Raw genomic sequence first — 19,274 nt, 5'->3', positions numbered from 1 at the left:
ATCTAATTAAAAAATAATTGCCGATTCTAACAGAATCATCCACACCAAAAGGTTGGCGTTACGTGCCATCTGGCGGTAATTTGCACCAATCTACCATATAGCCTTACAAACGGCAGCCAAACAGCCTTGAAATTCACAATTTCATCACCATTGCTACCAGGACTCGACTCATGCAAAAACCAGAAAAGTTGCCCGTGACATTCGCCAAAAACGATGTAGAAATTATTGCACGAGAAACGCTTTATAGCGGTTTTTTTTCGATGGATCTTTACCGTTTCAGGCATCGCCTGTTTAACGGCGAAATGAGCGGCGAAATCAGACGTGAAATTTTTGAGCGCGGGCATGCGGCTGTCTTGCTACCCTTTGACCCAGTGCGTGACGAAGTCGTGCTGGTGGAGCAGATCCGCATTGCCGCGTATGACACCAGCGAAAGCCCGTGGCTGCTGGAGATGGTGGCCGGGATGATCGAAGAGGGCGAGTCAGTTGAAGACGTCGCCCGTCGCGAGGCGCTGGAAGAGGCCGGGCTGGTGGTAGGCCGCACAAAACCGGTGTTGAGTTATCTGGCAAGCCCGGGGGGCACCAGCGAGCGCTTGTCCATTATGGTGGGCGAAGTGGACGCCACGACGGCGGAAGGGATCCACGGTCTGGCTGATGAAAACGAAGATATTCGGGTTCATGTGGTGAGCCGGGAACAGGCTTATCAGTGGGTAGAAGAGGGTTTAATCGACAACGCAGCGTCTGTCATCGCCCTGCAATGGCTGCAGCTGCATTATCAGACATTACGAAACGAGTGGAAAAAATGAAGCGCTATACGCCTGACTTCCCAGAAATGATGCGCCTGTGCGAAACCAATTTCGCCCAGCTGCGCCGCCTGCTGCCGAGAAACGACGCACCCGGCGAAACGGTAAGCTATCAGGTGAGCAATGCGCAGTATCGGTTAACGATAACAGAATCAACGCGCTACACTACGCTGGTGGACATTGAGCAAACGGCACCCAGCATCAGCTACTGGAGCCTGCCGTCTATGACGGTGCGTCTCTATCACGACGCGATGGTCGCTGAAGTGTGTTCAAGTCAGCAGATCTTTCGCTTCAAGGCGCGGTATGATTATCCGAATAAAAAGTTGCATCAACGCGACGAAAAGCATCAAATTAACCAGTTTTTAGCCGACTGGCTAAGATATTGTTTAGCACATGGAGCAATGGCGATTCCGGTTTGTTAGCGTCATAAACCTACCTAAGGACACCATTTGGAAAGCCTGTTGAACCTGACTGTTGCTGGTGGGGCGCCAGTCAGGATATTACAAATCACCGATACCCACCTTTTTGCCGAAAAGCATGAAACTTTGCTTGGGGTTAATACCTGGGAGAGTTATCAGGCGGTACTGAGCGCCATTCACGCTGAACATCGCGACTGCGACCTGATTGTCGCAACGGGCGATCTGGCGCAGGACCAATCCTCCGCGGCCTACCAGCATTTTGCTGAAGGCATCGCGAGCTTTAGCGTGCCCTGCGTCTGGCTGCCCGGAAACCATGACTTCCAGCCCGCGATGTACAGCGCCCTTCAGGATGCGGGAATTTCTCCGGCGAAATGTGTTTTTGCGGGTGAACAGTGGCAGATCCTGCTGCTGGACAGCCAGGTGTTTGGCGTCCCGCACGGTGAGTTAAGCGAGTTTCAGCTCGACTGGCTTGAGACCAAACTGGCTGCTGAGCCTGAACGTCACACCCTGCTGTTACTTCATCATCATCCGCTACCGGCGGGCTGCAGCTGGCTGGATCAACACAGCCTGCGCAACTCCGCGGCGCTGGATAGCGTGCTGGCGAAATTCCCACGGGTGAAAAATCTGCTGTGCGGGCACATTCATCAGGAACAGGATCTCGACTGGAACGGACGCCGCATGCTGGCGACGCCGTCGACCTGCGTGCAGTTTAAGCCGCACTGCGCCAACTTTACGCTGGATACCATCGCGCCGGGCTGGCGCTGGCTGGAACTGCATGCCGACGGCACGCTGACCACGGAAGTCTGCCGCCTGGCGGGCGCAGAGTTCCGACCGGATACCGCTTCAGAAGGCTACTGATGTCTACGCTTCTTTATCTGCACGGATTCAACAGCTCGCCGCGCTCCGCAAAAGCGACGCAGTTTCGCCAGTGGCTGAGCGAGCATCACCCCCATGTTGAGATGATCATCCCGCAGCTGCCGCCATACCCGGCAGAGGCGGCGGAAATGCTCGAATCGATCGTGCTTGAACACGGCGGTGAATCGTTTGGCGTGGTCGGCTCATCGCTGGGCGGATACTATGCCACCTGGCTCTCACAATGCTTTATGCTGCCGGCCGTTGTGGTTAATCCGGCGGTTCGGCCGTTTGAGTTGCTGAGGGACTTTCTTGGTGAAAACGAGAACCCCTACACCGGGCAGCAATATGTGCTAGAGTCACGCCATATTTACGATCTCAAAGTTATGCAGGTCGACCCGCTTGAAGCGCCGGATCTCATCTGGCTGCTGCAGCAGACGGGTGATGAAGTGCTGGATTACCGCCAGGCAGTGGCGTATTACGCCTCCTGCCGCCAGACTATAGAAGAGGGCGGAAACCATGCTTTCACGGGCTTTGAGAATCATTTCACCCAGATTGTCGATTTTCTTGGACTGCACAGCCACTGACAATCAATGCGAATTGCTAGTTTAAATCATGACGCAAACCTATAACGCTGATGCCATTGAGGTCCTCACCGGGCTTGAGCCGGTTCGCCGCCGCCCGGGGATGTACACCGATACGACGCGCCCAAACCATCTGGGCCAGGAAGTTATTGATAACAGTGTGGACGAAGCGCTGGCGGGCCATGCCAAACGCGTTGACGTCATCCTGCATGCCGATCAGTCGCTGGAAGTTATCGACGACGGTCGCGGCATGCCGGTGGATATCCACCCGGAAGAGGGCGTGCCCGCCGTTGAGCTGATCCTCTGCCGTTTGCACGCGGGCGGTAAGTTCTCCAACAAAAACTATCAGTTCTCTGGCGGCCTGCACGGCGTGGGGATTTCCGTGGTGAACGCCCTGTCCAAACGCGTGGAAGTCAACGTCCGCCGCGACGGTCAGGTGTACAACATCGCGTTTGAAAACGGTGAAAAGGTGCAGGATCTGCAGGTCGTCGGCACGTGCGGTAAACGCAACACCGGTACCAGCGTCCACTTCTGGCCTGACGAAAGCTTCTTCGACAGCCCACGTTTTTCCGTTTCTCGCCTGACGCACCTGCTGAAAGCCAAAGCAGTGCTCTGTCCGGGCGTGGAAATCACCTTTAAAGACCACGTCAACAACACCGAGCAGACCTGGTGCTACGCCGATGGTCTGAACGACTACCTGTGCGAAGCGGTAAACGGCCTGCCGACGCTGCCGGAAAAACCGTTCGTCGGTAACTTTAGCGGCGATACCGAAGCCGTGGATTGGGCGCTGCTGTGGCTCCCGGAAGGCGGCGAGCTGCTGACCGAGAGCTACGTCAACCTGATCCCGACCATGCTCGGCGGTACGCACGTCAACGGCCTGCGTCAGGGTCTGCTGGACGCGATGCGCGAGTTCTGCGAATACCGCAACATTCTGCCGCGCGGCGTGAAGCTGTCGGCGGAAGATATCTGGGATCGCTGCGCCTACGTGCTCTCCGTGAAAATGCAGGATCCGCAGTTTGCCGGTCAGACTAAAGAGCGTCTCTCCTCACGTCAGTGCGCGGCGTTCGTCTCCGGCGTGGTGAAAGATGCGTTTACCCTGTGGCTGAACCAGAACGTTCAGGCGGCTGAGATGCTGGCTGAAATGGCCATCTCCAGCGCCCAGCGTCGTCTGCGCGCCGCCAAAAAAGTGGTGCGTAAAAAGCTGACCAGCGGCCCTGCGCTGCCGGGCAAGCTGGCCGACTGTACCGCACAGGATCTCAACCGTACCGAGTTGTTCCTCGTGGAAGGGGACTCGGCGGGCGGGTCGGCCAAGCAGGCGCGCGATCGTGAATATCAGGCGATCATGCCGCTCAAGGGTAAGATCCTGAACACCTGGGAAGTCTCTTCAGACGAAGTGCTGGCCTCGCAGGAAGTGCATGATATCTCCGTTGCGATCGGTATCGATCCGGACAGCGAAGATCTGAGCCAGCTGCGCTACGGCAAGATCTGTATCCTCGCGGATGCGGACTCCGATGGTCTGCATATCGCCACGCTGCTGTGCGCGCTGTTCGTGAAGCACTTCCGCACGCTGGTGAAAAACGGCCACGTCCACGTTGCGCTGCCGCCGCTGTACCGTATCGACCTTGGCAAAGAGGTTTACTACGCGCTGACGGAAGAAGAGAAGGCGGGCGTGCTGGAGCAGCTTAAGCGTAAGAAGGGCAAACCAAACGTGCAGCGCTTTAAAGGGCTGGGCGAAATGAACCCGATGCAGCTGCGCGAAACGACCCTGGATCCGAACACGCGTCGCCTGGTGCAACTGACGATCAGCGACGAAGACGAACAGCAAACCAACGCCGTGATGGATATGCTCCTTGCCAAAAAACGTTCGGAAGACCGACGTAACTGGCTGCAGGAGAAAGGCGATATGGCGGATATTGAGGCCTGATGCCCTCACCCTCTCCCACAGGGAGAGGGAATGGATCGTAGGCCCGGTAAGCGTTAGCGCCACCGGGCTTTTTTACGTCAAAACTCCATCTTCACCGTAAACTGCACCTCGCGCGGATCGCCAATCTGGTTGCCCAGGTTGTTGGTCGCAATGGACGACGTGTAGTAGGTCTTATCAAACAGGTTTTTCACGTTCACCTGCAGCGTCACCGGATACTGTAGCTTCATCTTGTACGCTGCAAACGCGTCCGCCACGAAATAGCCCGGCAGATAATAATCCGCACCGTTGGTTGCCGAGCGACGGCTTACGCCGTGCCCGCCGCCGCCGAGCGTCAGGGTATTCCCGGCAAACGCATTGTGAATATCGTAGGTCAGGAACAGGGAGCCGGTGTGGCGCGGCACGTTCGGCAGCGGTTTACCCGCGTAATCCGGGTCCTCCAGCACTTTCGCGTCGGTATAGCCGTAGCTGGCGATAATGTTGGTGTTCTCCGTCAGCGACCCCGCAAGATCCACCTCTACGCCCTGAGAGCGCACGCGGCCCGCGGTTTTGGCGATGGTTTCGCCCCCAATGCTTTCAGTGTACAGCACGTTGCGCTTGTGAATATCAAACAGCGCAATGTTGGCGGTAACACCTTCGAACAGGTCAAACTTTGCGCCCACTTCATACGCATTCGACGTTTCCGGCGGCAGGTCGCCAATGTAGCTCGCAATGGACGACTGCGGCATAAACGTCTGCGAGTAGTTGGCAAACAGCGAGACTGCTGGCGTCAGTTTGTAAACCAGCCCCAGCTTTGGCGTCCACTGCTCGTCGCGGCTGTCGGTATTGACGTTAAACGGACGGCCTTTGCCCGCGTACTGGGTGTAATACTGGTAGCGTAGCCCGGCGACGGCGATCCATTTATCCGTCAGGTACAGGGCATCCTGCGCGTAGGCCGAATAACTCTCCTGCTTGAGCGTCTGGTCGCTGTCAGCGGCGGAGACGGTTGTACACTCGTCGAGTTTGCCGTAAACCGGATTATAGATATTGAAACCTTTGACGTTCTTACAGCGCATCATGTCCGTGCGCAGCAGATCGTAATTTTCATACGACACGCCGGTGAGGATCTCATTATAAAAGCCCGCGATATCCACGTTGCCCTGCAGATCCGCACGGGTGCTGTGCATGCGCTGGGTCGAGCCCTGGGTCGCATCCACCCGGCGGGTCAGGGTGCCGGTTTTTGAATCGTAGGCCATAACGCGGGCCTGGTTGTCGCTATATTTATCCTGGCTGTAGCTGTAGTCGAACTTCGCGGTCCACTGGCTGTTGAGGCGATACTCCGCGTTAAGCTGAGCGAGATCGGACTGCCCGTCGGTCACGTTAAACGGCTCGTCAAAGCGGGTTTTGCGATCGACATTCACTGGCTGTTTGGTGTTGAGATCGAAAATCGTTCCGCGATCGAACGGCGTCTTATAGTCGCGATGCGAATAGAGCACGGTCACGGTGGCATCGTCGCCGAACCAGGTCAGCGACGGGGCGATAAACGTGCTGCGTTCGTTGCCGAAGTTGCGCCAGTAGTCCTCGTCCTGATACTCGCCCGTGAGGCGATACGCCAGGCGCGTGCCCTCAATCGGGCCGGTAACATCGACCTGTCCGGTGCCGCCGCCAAAGCTGGAAGAGGTGGCAGAAATCGAGCCGCCGAAGGTCTTCTCCGGCCGCTTCGTGACGACGTTAATCAGGCCGCCCGGATCGAGAATGCCGTAAAGCGTCGAGGCCGGGCCTTTGAGCACCTCCACGCGTTCGGTTGCGGCGTTAAAGCTGCGCGGCAGGACGGTGCGCAGGCCGTTGGTCATGATCGAGCCGTCGCGGTTTGCGCCAAACCCGCGGCGTACAAAGGCATCCTGCGTACCGCCCAGGGTGTTGGTCTGCACCACGTTGCTGACGTTATAGAGCGCTTCATCCAGCGTGGTGGCGTGCTGATCCGCCAGCACCTTATCGCTGACGGTATTCACCACCTGCGGGATATCCAGCATCGGCATGTTGGTCAGCGTGGCGGTGGAGGTGTTCAGCGGCTGGTAGCCGTTGGTGGCCTCCGCCGTAGTATTTGGATCGGCGGTGACGGTAAGCGTTTCGCCGTCTTTAGCCGTGGTGTCTGCTGCCTGCACCAGCGGCGCCATAAACAGCAGTGAAAAGAGCGCGCGCCCTTTTACCCCAGAGAGTGAAGGTGTGAACGTAGCCATTACATCTGTTATCCCAAAATATCCGTGAAGCATATTCACGGAAGAACGTGTGAGTCATTGCCCTTTATGGTCTGCTCGTTAGCCAGAACCGGCATCGAACATGTAATTGAGAATCATTCAATCATGCGGAAATGTAGTAGTAAATGAAAAAAGATAAAAATCGGCTACATCTATGAAACGTAACGGAAAAGCGCAGTAATAACCAATTAACTTATTGAAAATTAAGCACTTAATGTTTTACCGGCTAGTGTAGTAACGCTCCCTTACCCCTGGTTTATTCAGGGTGTTTCTTCTCTTGACTACTACATGGCGCGGCCTCAAACTCTCAAAAGAGAATGATTTTTATTTATATTTGTTTCCCTTTTTTATTACGTTGGCATGCACGTGGCTCACAACACGACAAAACCGGGGCTGGTTCTGGAGAATCTTTCCGCCGGTTATCAGAAAAAAATCATCGTTGATGATATTTCCCTTGCGATCCCCCAGCAGAAAATCACCGTTCTGGTGGGGGCGAACGGCTGCGGAAAATCCACGCTGCTGAGTACCATCGCGCGTTTGCTCCAGCCGCTTGGCGGCGCGGCGGTTCTCGACGGCAAGGCGATCCACGCGCAGCCGACGAAAGCCGTCGCCCGCCAGCTTGGCATCCTGCCGCAGTCTCCGCTGCTGCCGGAAGGGTTAACCGTCTTTGAGCTGGTCTCGCGCGGGCGTTTTCCCTGGCAGAACGTTATGCGCCAGTGGAGCGACGAGGACGAGCAGGCTGTGGAAGAGGCCCTGCGCCTGACCGGTACGGCAGAGTTTGCCCACATGCCCGTGGAAAGCCTGTCCGGCGGCCAGCGTCAGCGCTGCTGGATCGCCATGGCGCTGGCGCAGCAAACGCCGTATATCCTGCTGGATGAACCCACCACGTTCCTCGATCTCCGCTATCAGGTGGAGATCCTCGAACTGCTGCATACGCTGACGCGCGAGCATGGACGTACCGTGGTGGTGGTACTGCACGATCTTAACTTCGCCGTAAACTACGGCGATTCGCTGGTCTTTTTACGCCAGGGAAAAGTTGAGGGCGTACTGCATGAGGGAGACGCCTGCACGCCTGAGCTTATTAAAGCGGTGTTTGATGTCGACGTACATATGTCCATCAATCCGCTGACCGGTAAACCGTTCTTTATGCCGTTTCGCCAGGTCGCAAAACAGCCATGATGCGCACCTCTCTGGCTTTCCTGATTTTCGCCGTGCTGCTGGCAACGGGCGCGATTGCCCATCTGGGGATCGGCGCCCGCCTTATCGCCCCGCAAACGGTGGTGGAAGCACTCTTCCACTTCGATCCGCGTAATTTCGATCATAACGTCATTATCAAACTCAGACTGCTGCGCCTCTGCGCCGCGATGGTGACGGGCGCCGCGCTCGGCGTGGCGGGCGTGCTGCTGCAATCCACGATCCGCAACCCGCTCGGCGAACCGCATATTCTGGGGCTCAACGCCGGGGCAGCACTGGCTGTGGTGCTGACGAGCGCGCTGGGGATGACGCTGCCGTTTGGGCGCCCGCTGATTACCGCCGCCGGAGCCGCGGCGCTGTTTCTGCTGGTGCTCACGTTCTCCTCGTCCGGACGCACCGGGCTTACGCCGATGAAAGTCACGCTGTGCGGCGTGGCGATGTCGGCGCTTGCCTCGTCGATAACCGCCACGGTGCTCATCCTGGATGAACAGACGCTGCTCGCCATGCGCACCTGGCTGGCGGGGGATTTGGCGGGGGTCAGCGGTGAAACGATTGCCGCTGCCCTGTGGGTGGCTGGCGTGGGCTTTGCGCTGGCGCTCTGGCTGTCGCCCTCGCTCAACATGCTGGCGCTGGGCGACAGAATGGCGCAGGGGCTTGGCGTATCGCTGCTGAAAACCCGGCTGTTCGCTCTGCTGGCCATCGCGCTGCTCTGCGGTGCGGCAGTCTCCATTGCCGGGCCGATCGGCTTTATCGGACTCGTGGTGCCGCAGCTCGTCCGCCGTCTGGTGTCGGTCGATCTGCGCGTGATGGTGCCGCTGTCCGCCCTGTGCGGGGCGCTGGTTCTGCTGCTGGCGGATATCGCTGCCCGCACGCTGTTTTCGCCCTGGGAGCTGGCAACCGGCATCATGACCGCGCTGGTTGGCGCCCCCGTCTTTATCTTCATGGCCTCGAGGATGTTCAAATGAACCGTGCCGGACTGCGTGCGCTTCGGGTTGGCGCCTTCTCGGCGTTGGTCCGTCCAAAGGCGTTGGCGTATCTGGCCGTGCTGACGCTGGCAGCCTGCTTGCTGGTAGGTTTTGGCCTGACGCATGGTTCTCTGCCCATCCCGACTTCCGCCATCGGGCGTGCGCTGTTTTATCCAGAAAGCCTGACGGCGGAGGCGCGCTATATCGTGATGGATATCCGCCTGCCGCGCCTGCTTATGGCGGCGCTGTGCGGTGGGATGCTCGGTATGGCGGGGGCGGCAATGCAGTCTATTACCCGAAATGGCCTGGCCGATCCGGGGCTTATCGGGGTGAAAGAGGGCTGTAGCGCGGCGGTACTGCTGCTGATATTTCAGTTCCCGGCGCTGGGCCTGGCCTGGCGGCCGCTGGTCGGCATGGCCGGGGGGCTGCTCACCGCGCTGCTGGTGATGGCCCTGGCGCGCGATATCTCACGTCCGCGATTCATCCTGATCGGCATCGGCGTGTCGTGGGTCTTTGCCGCCGCAATGGGCGTTTTTATGACCACGGCGGACGTGCGCGACGTGCAGACGGCAATGCTGTGGCTGGCGGGCAGCCTGCACGCCGCAAACTGGACGCTGGTTTGCATTGCCGCTGTCTGGACGCTTCCGGCGTTTGCGCTGCTGCTGCTTACCGCCCGCGCTGCCGACGTGGCGCTGCTCGGCAACCACGTCGCCGCGGGCCTTGGCGTGCGCACACAGCGGCTGGCGCTTCTAAGGGTTCTCGCCCCGGTAGTGCTGACGGCGGCCTGCGTCTCCTGCGTGGGCAGCATTGGTTTTGTCGGGCTGATTGCGCCGCATATGGCGCGCCTGCTGCTCCGCGGCGGGCAAACGGCGCTCCTGACGGGTAGCGCCGTGCTGGGGGCGCTGCTGGTGCTGCTGGCGGATAACGTCGGGCGGCTGGCATTCCTCCCGCTGCAGTTGCCGGCGGGAATTGTGATTTCACTGATTGGCGGACCGTTTTTCCTGCTGCTGCTCTGGCAGCGTCGGGACAGATTTTAGAGGGTTAACATGCGCATACTGTTTTCGATGCTGTTGCTGGTGGGGTTTGCGGCGAGCGCGGCCGAGCCGACGCAGACGTTTACTGACGATCTGAACCGTAAGGTGGTGGTGCCGGTGCATCCGAAACGGATCGTCTCGTTACACGACCTGGACATTACCATTCCGTTAATTGAGCTTGGCGTACCGCCGGTGGCGAGCCATGGCCGCACCCGGCCGGATGGCAGCCACTTCTTGCGTTCCAGCGGCATGTTGACCGGCGTCGACTTCGATAATTCCGACATCAAGTTTATCGGCACTGCGGATATCGATATCGAAGCCATTGCCGCCGCAAAACCGGACCTGATCGTTACCGAGCCGACGCGCAACACCCCGGTGGAACAGCTGGAGAAAATTGCCCCGACGGTGAGCATCGATCATCTCGATGGCGGCGCGCCGGAGATCTACCGCAAGCTGGCGCAGCTGACCGGAACGCAGGCGCGGCTCAGGATTCTGGAGCGGCGCTATCAGGAGCAAATTAAGGCGCTGAAAGCGACGATTGATACCCGCAAGGTGAGCGTGTCGGTAATTCAGGCCAATCAGGGGAAAATCAACGCCATGCACAGCTACCATTCGCTGGGGCGCGTGCTGCGTGATGCCGGGTTTACCTTCCCGCCGCTGATTGAGTCCATCCCGGAAGGGGGGCGCATTGACGTCAGCGCCGAGCGGCTGCCGGAACTGGATGCCGATTTCGTTTTCGCCACCTGGCGCGGGGATACGGGCGGCAAACCGCAGGATGAGCTGGCAGCGATGGATGCAGTGATGCCGGGCTGGTGCCAGTTCCTGAATGCCTGTCGGACCGGACATTACGTGCTGATCTCGCGTGAAGAGGCCATCTCGAACTCGTTCGCCTCGTTAGGGCTGATGGCCGCGCAGGTGCAGTCGCACATTGCCGGACGTCCGCTGCCGGAGGCGTCACGATGAGCCGTAAAGTTGATCTCTTCGGGGACCGCCTCCGCTCGCGATCGCACCAGCTCACGCCTCGGCTGCTGCAGGTGGCGCGCTATATCAATGAAAATCGGGAAGCGGTGATGGAACAGACGGCAATGGAGATCGCGACGCTGCTGAAAACGTCGGATGCCACCGTCGTTCGCGCCATCCAGGCGCTGGGTTTTGCCGGGCTGCGCGATCTGAAGCAGACGCTGGAGCAGTGGTTTGGCCCGGTCGTGACCTCCAGCGAAAAGATCTCCACCACGGTAAATACGCTGACCAGCGACGTCAATGCGAGCATTGATTTCGTGCTGGAGGGGCATCAGCATACCTGTGAAGTGTTGTCTGAACCCCATAACCGCTTCGCGATGGCGCAGGCGGTCTCGCTGCTGGCGCAGGCGAGGCAGGTTGCCATTTTTGGAATTGGCGCGTCCGGGATTTTGGCCGAATACACCGCCAGACTCTTTAGCCGGATGGGGCTACCCGCCACGCCGCTTAACCGTACCGGAATAGGGCTGGCCGAGCAGCTGATCGGGCTCCAGCGCGGGGATGTGCTGATCATGATGGCGCAAAAATCCGCGCACCGGGAAGGGCAAACCACGCTGCGCGAAGCAAAACGGCTGGGTATTCCCACGATTTTGCTGACCAATGCCATCGACTCGCGATTCAGCAAAGAGGCCAGCGTGGTGATCCACGTCCCACGCGGCGGCGAGAAAGGTAAAATCCCGCTCCACGGCACGGTGCTGCTGTGTCTGGAGATGATTATTTTATCCGTGGCCTCCACCGAGCCGCAGCGCACCATCAAGTCGATGAAGCGCATCAACGAGTTACATCGTGGGTTAAAACCGGGGAAGAAAAGCAGCTGATTTCCCCGGCTTGCTGATCACGCTTTAGGAATACGCAGCGTCTGGCCAGGATAGATTTTATCCGGGCTGGAGAGCATCGGGCGGTTAGCCTCAAAAATCTTGTTGTACTGGTTAGCATCGCCGTACACGGTTTTGGAGATAGCGCTCAGGGTATCGCCGGATTTCACCGTGTAGTAGGTGGCTTCATCTTTGGCATCGGTCGTGGTGATGTTGTTCTCCACCTCGCTGACGCCCGCGATGTTCCCGACGGCAACCTGGATTTTTTCCTTCTGCTCCTGGGTCAGCCCGTCGCCCGTCACGCTGGCTTTGCCGTCGGTAACGTTAACCTGAACTTTGTCTGAACCGGGAATGTTGAGTTTCTTGAGGTGCTCGGTGATTTTGTCGCTCTGACCTTTATGGTCGGTCAGGTTATCCCATAGCTTTTCGCCTGCTTCTTTTACGAAGTTAAAAAGACCCATTCCATCCTCCTGTTAATCATGAAGTCAGAATAAGCATAGCAGGTCAGAGAGATTTCCCTCCCCGGAAGGAGAGGGAAGGCAGGTTTTAAACCCCTTGCTCCAGAATACGGATGTGGGTCTCCAGCACGTCACCCTTCACCGCGTCGCTCCAGGCTTTCATGTGCGCGGTCTGCAGGTGCGCTTCAAGGTGCGCGACGGTTTCCCACTGCTCAACCATGATAATGGAGTCTGGCGCGGTGGACTGGAAGCTCGCGTCGGTAGCGGCATCGACCATCGGCGCGTAGCCGTGGCAGCCTTCTTCTTTCAGTACGGTTGGGATGATTTTCGCGAACTGATCCAGCACCGCCTGGCGGTGATGTTGACCTGGACGAGTACGGATTTCTGCGATTACTGTAAGCATGGTTACTACTCCTTTAATTCCAGGCTACCAGTTAAGCAAAAATTTTCGCGAGATGCTTGCGATATTCTGCGATATAGCTCGGGACGTCCGGCATTTTTATCACGTCGTTAACGATAAAGGTCGGCAGCGGATCCATGCCCAGGAACTGATTCGCCTTGTGGAACGGCAGGTACGCGCCGTCGACGCCCACGCCCTCGAAGAACTGATCTTTTTCGGTGAAGGCTTCCAGAGGAGCGTTCCAGGTGAGGGAGAGCATATATTTTTTCCCCTGAATCAGGCCGCCGGAGCCGTATTTTTTAGACGCGTCTGAACGGGTGCGGCCGTCGCTGGCATACAGCGAACCGTGACCTTCGGTGAATACGTCGTCCATGTACTTTTTCACGGTCCACGGCGCGCCCATCCACCAGCCCGGCATCTGCCAGATCACCACGTCGGCCCACAGGAAGTTCTGCACTTCGGCCTTCACGTCATAGTTGCTGTCCGCACGTACGACCTTAACATCATGCCCGGCGTCGCGCAGGAAACCGTCCGCGACCTCGGTCAGGGTGTCATTAAGCTGGCCTTTAGAGTGCGCAAATTCTTTTGCGCCGTTGATAATCAGAATATTGCTCATTTTTTGTCCTCGATGCTGAGAGTATGTCCGGTATTCTACGCGCGAGGGCGGAGCGGAAAAATGAGCAAAATGTGCAAAGTCTTTTGCGCGTAGTGCAATAATCCCTTACCAGCTGACCTTCACGTCAAAGCCGCCTTCAGGCGCATTGCCCAGCGAGACGCGCATGCCGTGCAGCGCGGCAATGCGTTTCACAATGGATAATCCCAGCCCGCTGCCCGTTGCGTCCTGACCCGGCGGACGATAAAACCGCTCGCCGAGACGCGCCAGCGCATCGGGTGAAATGCCCGGGCCGTTGTCGCGCACGGTGAAGCTACGGGTGTTCAGCGTCACGTCTACCACGCTGCCGCGCGGGCTGTAACGGGTGGCGTTATCCAGCAGGTTACGCGCCAGCAGGCTCAGAAGCAGCTGCTGACCGGTGCGAGTCACCTCCGGCGCGTTGATGTTCAGACGAATATCAATACCCGCCTGCTGCGCCGAAGGGTAGATATCCATCACCGCAGACTGCAGCAGGTCGGCCATTGCTATCTGTTCTACGCCGTCCAGGCTATCCAGCGAGTCCAGGCGCGACAGGGTAAGGAGCTGATCCACCAGCCGGGAGGCGCGGTCGATACCCGCGTGCAGCTGCGCCAGCGCTTTTTCCTGCGCCTGCGGATCGTCCTGAGAAAGCTGTGCCACGTCGGTTTGCACCTTCAGCGCGGCCAGCGGGCTGCGCAGCTCGTGGGCGGCGTCGGAGGTGAAGCGGCGCTCGCGGGCCATCATCTCCTGGGTACGCGCAAAAAGATGGTTCAGCGAGTTGAGCAGGGGGCGCACCTCCGCAGGCACGTCCTGAGTGGGCAGGGCGTCGGTGGCGTCCGGCGAGCGGGAACGCAGGGTCTGGGCCAGCTTTTTCAGGGGCTTTAGTTCCCGGCTCAGCAGGACAATAAGCAACAGCAGCATCACCGGCAGCGCCACCAGCCACGGCGTCAGCTGCGAGCTGACCACGTCCAGCGCCATATCCTGCCGGTACTCCCACTCCTGGCCGACCACCACGCGGTATTTTCCGTCTGGCGACGTCAGCCATAAAAAGCGCCATTCGTCGTTGTCATCCTTAAGCCGTCCGTCATCAAAGCCGTCGCGACGATAGTGATACGGAATATCGCGCCCGTTTTCGCCGTCGTTAAGGATCATCGTGCCGTCTGAAGCGTAAATAGCAAAGGCCAGCGCGTCATCGTCCAGATGCCCGTGTTTGGCCTTTTTCGGCACCTCGCGCATGCGCTCCGGCGCGCGGATCTCGTCAAGATCCATCGTCAGCAGCCGTTTGGCAAACAGCATCTGCTGCGTATCGAACAGCTTATCGAGCTTGTGGGTAGTCTGCTGCCACGCTACCAGACTGGCGGCAAACCAGGCCGTCAGAGACAGCGCTAAAAAGAGAAGCGTCAGGCGCAGCTTCAGGCTCAGCTTCATGCGTCACCCAGGGTATAGCCGATGCCGTGCACGGTGCGGATAAACTCGCTCCCGAGCTTGCGGCGTAAATGATGAACATGGACTTCCACGGCGTTGCTGGAGACGTCATCGTCCCAGGTATAAAGCTTTTCCTCGATGAGCTTGCGTGGCAGCACCCGGCCCGCGTTACGCATTAACAGCTCCAGCAGGGCGAACTCTTTCGGTTTAAGCGTCAGCGTTTCGCCATCCAGCGTGGCGACGAGGCTTGCCGGGTCGAGCGTCACCTTGCCGTGGCGCAACTCGTTGCGCGTCTGGCCGTGGCTGCGGCGCACCAGCGCTTCCAGGCGGGCAGCCACCTCGATCAGCGCGAACGGCTTACAGAGATAATCGTCCGCCCCGAGGCGCAGCCCCTCGACGCGCTGGTTCAGCGCATCCCGCGCCGTCAGGATCAGCACCGGCTCGCTGCGCCCGCTTTCGCGCCAGGCGCGCAGGATGTCCAGACCGTCCAGTTCCGGCAGGGTCAGATCAAGCACGACGGCATCATAGGGCGCAGAGGCGAGCGCGGCCTGTCCGGTTTTCCCGTCGGTAAACCAGTCCACGCTAAAGCCCAGTTTGCTTAAGCCCGCTTTGATGCCATCACCGATTAACCTGTCGTCTTCTACCAGTAAAATGCGCATGTTCCCTCCTTGATGCCGTCAGTAAACCCTCTGCAAGCGCCTGCTGTACAGTAAAAATAAATAAATTTTCCCCTTAAGAAGTTGTTAAGGTTTACCCTGTTTAATGGATTGTGAAACGACATTAAAGGGAGAGATTACGATGAAAAAATTCGCTGCAATTGCTGCCATCATGATGATGACCACCGCGCCGGTCTTTGCTGCTCAGGGCGGTTTCACTGGCCCATCCGCTACACAGACCCAGACGCAAACCCAGCAGGGCGGTTTTGTCGATAACAACGCCAACCTCACCACCGCGGCTAAAGTCAAAGATCTGAAGGACGACGCCTGGGTCAAGCTGCGCGGGAACATTACCGAGCGCCTGTCCGATGACCGCTACACCTTCCGCGACGAGTCCGGCACGGTAGTGGTCGAGATTGATCACAAGCGCTGGAACGGCGTGACCGTGACCCCGCAGGATAAAGTCGAACTGCAGGGTAAAGTCGACAAAGACTGGAACGAATTTGAAATCGACGTGAAGCAGGTCATCAAGCTGAACAAATAACCCGAAAAGGGCCGCTTATGCGGCCCTTTTTCTTTGTGACTCAATTCATCAGATGAGGTAGTATCTGCGGCAATATTGCCTGAAACCCTTCGGTTTCTGAGTTGAGGAATCACACGTAATGAGCGATATGGCAGAGCGCCTCGCGCTACATGAATTCACGGAAAACGCCTACCTGAACTACTCCATGTACGTCATCATGGACAGGGCGTTACCGTTTATCGGGGATGGCCTGAAGCCCGTTCAGCGCCGCATCGTCTACGCGATGTCCGAGCTGGGGCTGAACGCCACCGCCAAGTTCAAGAAATCCGCCCGTACCGTTGGTGACGTACTGGGTAAATACCATCCGCACGGCGACAGCGCCTGTTATGAAGCGATGGTGCTGATGGCGCAGCCGTTCTCTTACCGCTACCCGCTGGTGGACGGGCAGGGGAACTGGGGTGCGCCGGACGATCCAAAATCCTTCGCGGCAATGCGTTATACCGAATCCCGCCTGTCCAAATATGCCGAAGTGCTGCTGGGCGAGCTGGGTCAGGGAACCGTTGACTGGGTGCCAAACTTCGACGGTACGATGCAGGAGCCGAAAATGCTGCCTGCGCGTCTGCCGAACATCCTGCTGAACGGCACCACCGGTATCGCGGTCGGCATGGCGACGGACATTCCGCCGCACAACCTGCGTGAAGTGGCGAAAGCAGCCATCACCCTGATTGAGCAGCCAAAAACCTCGCTGGACGATCTGCTGGATATCGTCCAGGGGCCGGACTACCCGACCGAAGCCGAGATCATCACCTCGCGCGCGGAAATCCGCAAAATCTACCAGAACGGTCGCGGCTCCGTGCGCATGCGCGCGGTGTGGAATAAAGAGGACGGCGCCGTGGTGATCACCGCGCTGCCGCACCAGGTTTCCGGCGCGAAAGTGCTGGAGCAGATCGCTTCCCAGATGCGCAATAAAAAGCTGCCGATGGTGGACGACCTGCGCGACGAGTCCGACCACGAGAACCCTACCCGTCTGGTGATCGTGCCGCGCTCCAACCGGGTGGACATGGAGCAGGTGATGAACCACCTGTTCGCCACCACCGATCTGGAAAAAAGCTACCGCATCAACCTGAACATGATCGGCCTTGACGGACGCCCGGCGGTGAAAAACCTGCTGGAGATCCTCTCCGAATGGCTGACGTTCCGCCGCGATACGGTGCGCCGTCGTCTGAACCATCGTCTGGAGAAGGTGCTTAAGCGCCTGCACATCCTCGAAGGTTTGCTGGTGGCGTTCCTCAATATCGACGAGGTGATCGAGATCATCCGTACCGAGGACGAGCCGAAGCCGGCCCTGATGTCGCGCTTCGGCATCAGCGAAACCCAGGCCGAAGCGATCCTCGAACTGAAGCTGCGCCATCTCGCTAAGCTGGAAGAGATGAAGATCCGCGGCGAGCAGAACGAGCTGGAAAAAGAGCGCGATCAGCTGCAGGCGATCCTCGCGTCAGAACGCAAAATGAATAACCTGCTGAAGAAAGAGCTGCAGGCGGATGCCGATGCCTTCGGCGATGACCGTCGTTCTCCGCTGCACGAGCGCGAAGAAGCGAAGGCGATGAACGAGCACGACATGCAGCCGTCCGAGCCGGTGACCATTGTCCTGTCGCAGAGCGGCTGGGTGCGCAGCGCCAAAGGCCACGATATCGACGCGCCGGGTCTGAGCTACAAAGCGGGCGACAGCTTTAAAGCGGCGGTGAAAGGTAAGAGCAACCAGCCGGTGGCGTTTATCGACTCCACGGGCCGCAGCTACGCCATTGACCCGATCACGCTGCCTTCCGCGCGCGGCCAGGGCGAACCGCTGACCGGCAAGCTGACGCTGCCGCCGGGTGCAACGGTTGACCACATGCTGATGGAGGCCGATGACCAGAAGCTGCTGCTGGCGTCCGATGCGGGCTATGGCTTTATCTGTACCTTTAACGACCTGGTGTCGCGTAACCGCGCCGGTAAAGCGCTGATCAGCCTGCCGGACAACGCTCACGTGATGCCGCCGCTGGTGATCGAGAACGAGAGCGACATGCTGCTGGCGATCACCTCTGCCGGACGCATGCTGATGTTCCCGGTCAGCGACCTGCCGGAGCTGTCGAAAGGTAAGGGCAACAAGATCATCAACATACCGTCTGCGGAAGCCGCGAAAGGTGAAGATGGCCTGGCGCATCTCTTCCTTCTGCCGCCGCAAAGCACGCTGACCATTCACGTCGGCAAGCGTAAAATCAAGCTTCGTCCGGAAGAGCTGCAGAAAGTGGTGGGCGAGCGCGGCCGTCGCGGTTCGCTGATGCGCGGCCTGCAGCGTATCGACCGCGTGGAGATTGATTCCCCTGCGCGCAGCAGTGCGGGCGACAGCGAAGAGTAATGCCGTGACACCCCCTCTGTCCGGAGGGGGTATTTCAATAAAATTTCCCGTAAAATCGTTGTTAATTCGTGCGTTGCGATTAACAATACGCGCTCGTAATAAAGTCCTTACCTGGCCACAGGTGAAGTATAATTGTCAGCTGTCAGGGCTTCAGAGGTCGCTATGCTATATATTGTTCGTCTTATTCTTACCGTTATCTACTGCATTCTGGTCTGTATTTTCGGCTCTATTTACTGCCTGTTCAGCCCGCGTAATCCTAAGCATGTTGCCACCTTTGGCCATATGTTCGGCCGCCTTGCGCCGCTGTTTGGCCTGAAGGTTGAAAAACGCCTGCCTGAAGGGGCGGAGAATTTCGGTAACGCCATCTATATCGCTAACCATCAGAACAACTACGATATGGTGACGGCCTCCAATATTGTTCTGCCGCCGACCGTAACGGTGGGGAAAAAAAGCCTGCTGTGGATCCCGTTTTTTGGCCAGCTGTACTGGCTGACCGGTAACCTGCTGATCGACCGTAATAACCGCGCAAAAGCGCACGGCACCATTGCGGAAGTGGTGAACCATTTTAAAAAGCGCAAAATATCCATCTGGATGTTCCCGGAAGGAACGCGCAGCCGCGGTCGCGGTCTGCTGCCGTTTAAAACCGGTGCGTTTCATGCCGCAATTGCGGCAGGTGTTCCAATTATTCCCGTGTGCGTTTCCAATACTTCTAATAAGATTAATCTTAACCGCCTGAATAATGGTCTGGTGATTGTCGAAATGCTGCCACCCGTCGATACCAGTAAGTATGGTAAAGACCAGGTGCGCGAGCTGGCAGCCCACTGCCGCGAGCTGATGGCTCAGCATATTGCGCTGCTGGACAAAGAAGTCGCAGAAAGAGAAGCCGCCGGTAAGGTTTAATCCGGCGTTAAAGGGAAAACGAATTCCCGCGTTGTTAGTCGTTTC

The 19,274-nt window shown here is 58.2% G+C and carries 19 protein-coding genes; 13 read left to right on the top strand and 6 right to left on the bottom strand.

What is annotated here, in order from left to right:
- The first annotated feature begins 170 nt into the window (after positions 1–170).
- Genes nudF through parE form a run of 5 tightly spaced genes read left to right on the top strand, consistent with a single transcriptional unit; the run spans position 171 to position 4,579 of the window.
- The gene (gene nudF / locus V1603_RS23320) at positions 171–803 is read left to right on the top strand and encodes an ADP-ribose diphosphatase (RefSeq protein WP_116342078.1); all 633 of its coding nucleotides are present in this window, start codon (positions 171–173) and stop codon (positions 801–803) included.
- Positions 800–1,222 carry a DUF1249 family protein gene (locus V1603_RS23315; RefSeq protein ID WP_061097042.1) on the top strand — a complete coding sequence of 141 codons (423 nt, stop codon included), beginning with the start codon at positions 800–802 and terminating at the stop codon, positions 1,220–1,222. The genes nudF and V1603_RS23315 overlap by 4 nt, the downstream gene beginning before the upstream one ends.
- A 27-nt stretch (positions 1,223–1,249) precedes the next feature.
- Positions 1,250–2,077: a 3',5'-cyclic-AMP phosphodiesterase gene (gene cpdA, locus V1603_RS23310; RefSeq protein WP_116342076.1), complete on the top strand. Its 828-nt coding sequence runs from the start codon at positions 1,250–1,252 to the stop codon at positions 2,075–2,077.
- A complete protein-coding gene (yqiA, locus tag V1603_RS23305; protein WP_023331317.1) occupies positions 2,077–2,658 on the top strand; it encodes an esterase YqiA in 582 nt (193 codons plus the stop codon). The genes cpdA and yqiA overlap by 1 nt, the downstream gene beginning before the upstream one ends.
- A gap of 28 nt (positions 2,659–2,686) precedes the next feature.
- Positions 2,687–4,579 (top strand): DNA topoisomerase IV subunit B, encoded by a 1,893-nt coding sequence (parE, locus tag V1603_RS23300; RefSeq protein ID WP_080328221.1) that lies wholly within the window; start codon positions 2,687–2,689, stop codon positions 4,577–4,579.
- A gap of 77 nt (positions 4,580–4,656) precedes the next feature.
- Here parE and V1603_RS23295 read toward each other — a convergent pair whose 3' ends face one another.
- Positions 4,657–6,795 carry a TonB-dependent siderophore receptor gene (locus tag V1603_RS23295; protein WP_163329694.1) on the bottom strand — a complete coding sequence of 713 codons (2,139 nt, stop codon included), beginning with the start codon at positions 6,793–6,795 and terminating at the stop codon, positions 4,657–4,659.
- A gap of 384 nt (positions 6,796–7,179) precedes the next feature.
- On the opposite strand from V1603_RS23295, the gene V1603_RS23290 reads away from it, so the two are divergent.
- Genes V1603_RS23290 through V1603_RS23270 form a run of 5 tightly spaced genes read left to right on the top strand, consistent with a single transcriptional unit; the run spans position 7,180 to position 11,841 of the window.
- Positions 7,180–7,992, top strand: a complete 813-nt coding sequence (locus V1603_RS23290; protein ID WP_116342275.1) for an ABC transporter ATP-binding protein — start codon at positions 7,180–7,182, stop codon at positions 7,990–7,992.
- A complete protein-coding gene (locus tag V1603_RS23285; protein WP_395313325.1) occupies positions 7,989–8,972 on the top strand; it encodes a FecCD family ABC transporter permease in 984 nt (327 codons plus the stop codon). The genes V1603_RS23290 and V1603_RS23285 overlap by 4 nt, the downstream gene beginning before the upstream one ends.
- Complete coding sequence (locus V1603_RS23280; RefSeq protein WP_166712360.1) at positions 8,969–10,009, top strand: iron ABC transporter permease; 1,041 nt, start codon at positions 8,969–8,971, stop codon at positions 10,007–10,009. Before V1603_RS23285 ends, V1603_RS23280 begins: the two co-directional genes overlap by 4 nt.
- Positions 10,010–10,018: 9 nt before the next feature.
- Positions 10,019–10,969, top strand: coding sequence for an iron-siderophore ABC transporter substrate-binding protein (locus V1603_RS23275; protein ID WP_163329690.1), 951 nt, complete (start codon positions 10,019–10,021; stop codon positions 10,967–10,969).
- Entirely contained in the window at positions 10,966–11,841 is an 876-nt protein-coding gene (locus tag V1603_RS23270) for a MurR/RpiR family transcriptional regulator (RefSeq protein WP_163329689.1), read from the top strand. The genes V1603_RS23275 and V1603_RS23270 overlap by 4 nt, the downstream gene beginning before the upstream one ends.
- Before the next feature lie 17 nt (positions 11,842–11,858).
- On the opposite strand, the gene lysM is transcribed toward V1603_RS23270, so the two are convergent.
- From lysM to qseB, 5 genes are all read right to left on the bottom strand, one after another.
- Entirely contained in the window at positions 11,859–12,299 is a 441-nt protein-coding gene (gene lysM / locus V1603_RS23265; RefSeq protein ID WP_028014428.1) for a peptidoglycan-binding protein LysM, read from the bottom strand.
- A gap of 85 nt (positions 12,300–12,384) precedes the next feature.
- Complete coding sequence (locus tag V1603_RS23260) at positions 12,385–12,699, bottom strand: putative quinol monooxygenase (RefSeq protein ID WP_116342064.1); 315 nt, start codon at positions 12,697–12,699, stop codon at positions 12,385–12,387.
- Positions 12,700–12,730: 31 nt separating this feature from the next.
- The gene (locus V1603_RS23255) at positions 12,731–13,312 is read right to left on the bottom strand and encodes an NAD(P)H-dependent oxidoreductase (protein WP_024906501.1); all 582 of its coding nucleotides are present in this window, start codon (positions 13,310–13,312) and stop codon (positions 12,731–12,733) included.
- A 105-nt stretch (positions 13,313–13,417) separates the two neighbouring features.
- Positions 13,418–14,755: a quorum sensing histidine kinase QseC gene (qseC, locus tag V1603_RS23250; protein WP_395313324.1), complete on the bottom strand. Its 1,338-nt coding sequence runs from the start codon at positions 14,753–14,755 to the stop codon at positions 13,418–13,420.
- Positions 14,752–15,411, bottom strand: coding sequence for a quorum sensing response regulator transcription factor QseB (gene qseB / locus V1603_RS23245; RefSeq protein WP_116342060.1), 660 nt, complete (start codon positions 15,409–15,411; stop codon positions 14,752–14,754). Before qseB ends, qseC begins: the two co-directional genes overlap by 4 nt.
- A 139-nt stretch (positions 15,412–15,550) precedes the next feature.
- Here qseB and V1603_RS23240 point away from each other — a divergent pair, with 139 nt between their 5' ends.
- The 3 genes from V1603_RS23240 (at position 15,551) to plsC (ending at position 19,229) form a co-directional block, all read left to right on the top strand.
- Positions 15,551–15,952 (top strand): YgiW/YdeI family stress tolerance OB fold protein, encoded by a 402-nt coding sequence (locus tag V1603_RS23240; protein WP_023309189.1) that lies wholly within the window; start codon positions 15,551–15,553, stop codon positions 15,950–15,952.
- A gap of 118 nt (positions 15,953–16,070) precedes the next feature.
- Entirely contained in the window at positions 16,071–18,329 is a 2,259-nt protein-coding gene (gene parC, locus V1603_RS23235; protein ID WP_116342058.1) for a DNA topoisomerase IV subunit A, read from the top strand.
- A 162-nt stretch (positions 18,330–18,491) separates the two neighbouring features.
- A complete protein-coding gene (gene plsC, locus V1603_RS23230; protein WP_061097059.1) occupies positions 18,492–19,229 on the top strand; it encodes a 1-acylglycerol-3-phosphate O-acyltransferase in 738 nt (245 codons plus the stop codon).
- The last annotated feature ends 45 nt before the right edge of the window (positions 19,230–19,274 follow it).

It is taken from the genome of Enterobacter sp. ECC-219 (genome assembly GCF_043966805.1).
GTDB classification, from domain to species: domain Bacteria; phylum Pseudomonadota; class Gammaproteobacteria; order Enterobacterales; family Enterobacteriaceae; genus Enterobacter; species Enterobacter cloacae_N.
Note: the sequence above shows the minus strand (reverse complement) of the source record. Positions and strands in the feature narration are given on the sequence as shown.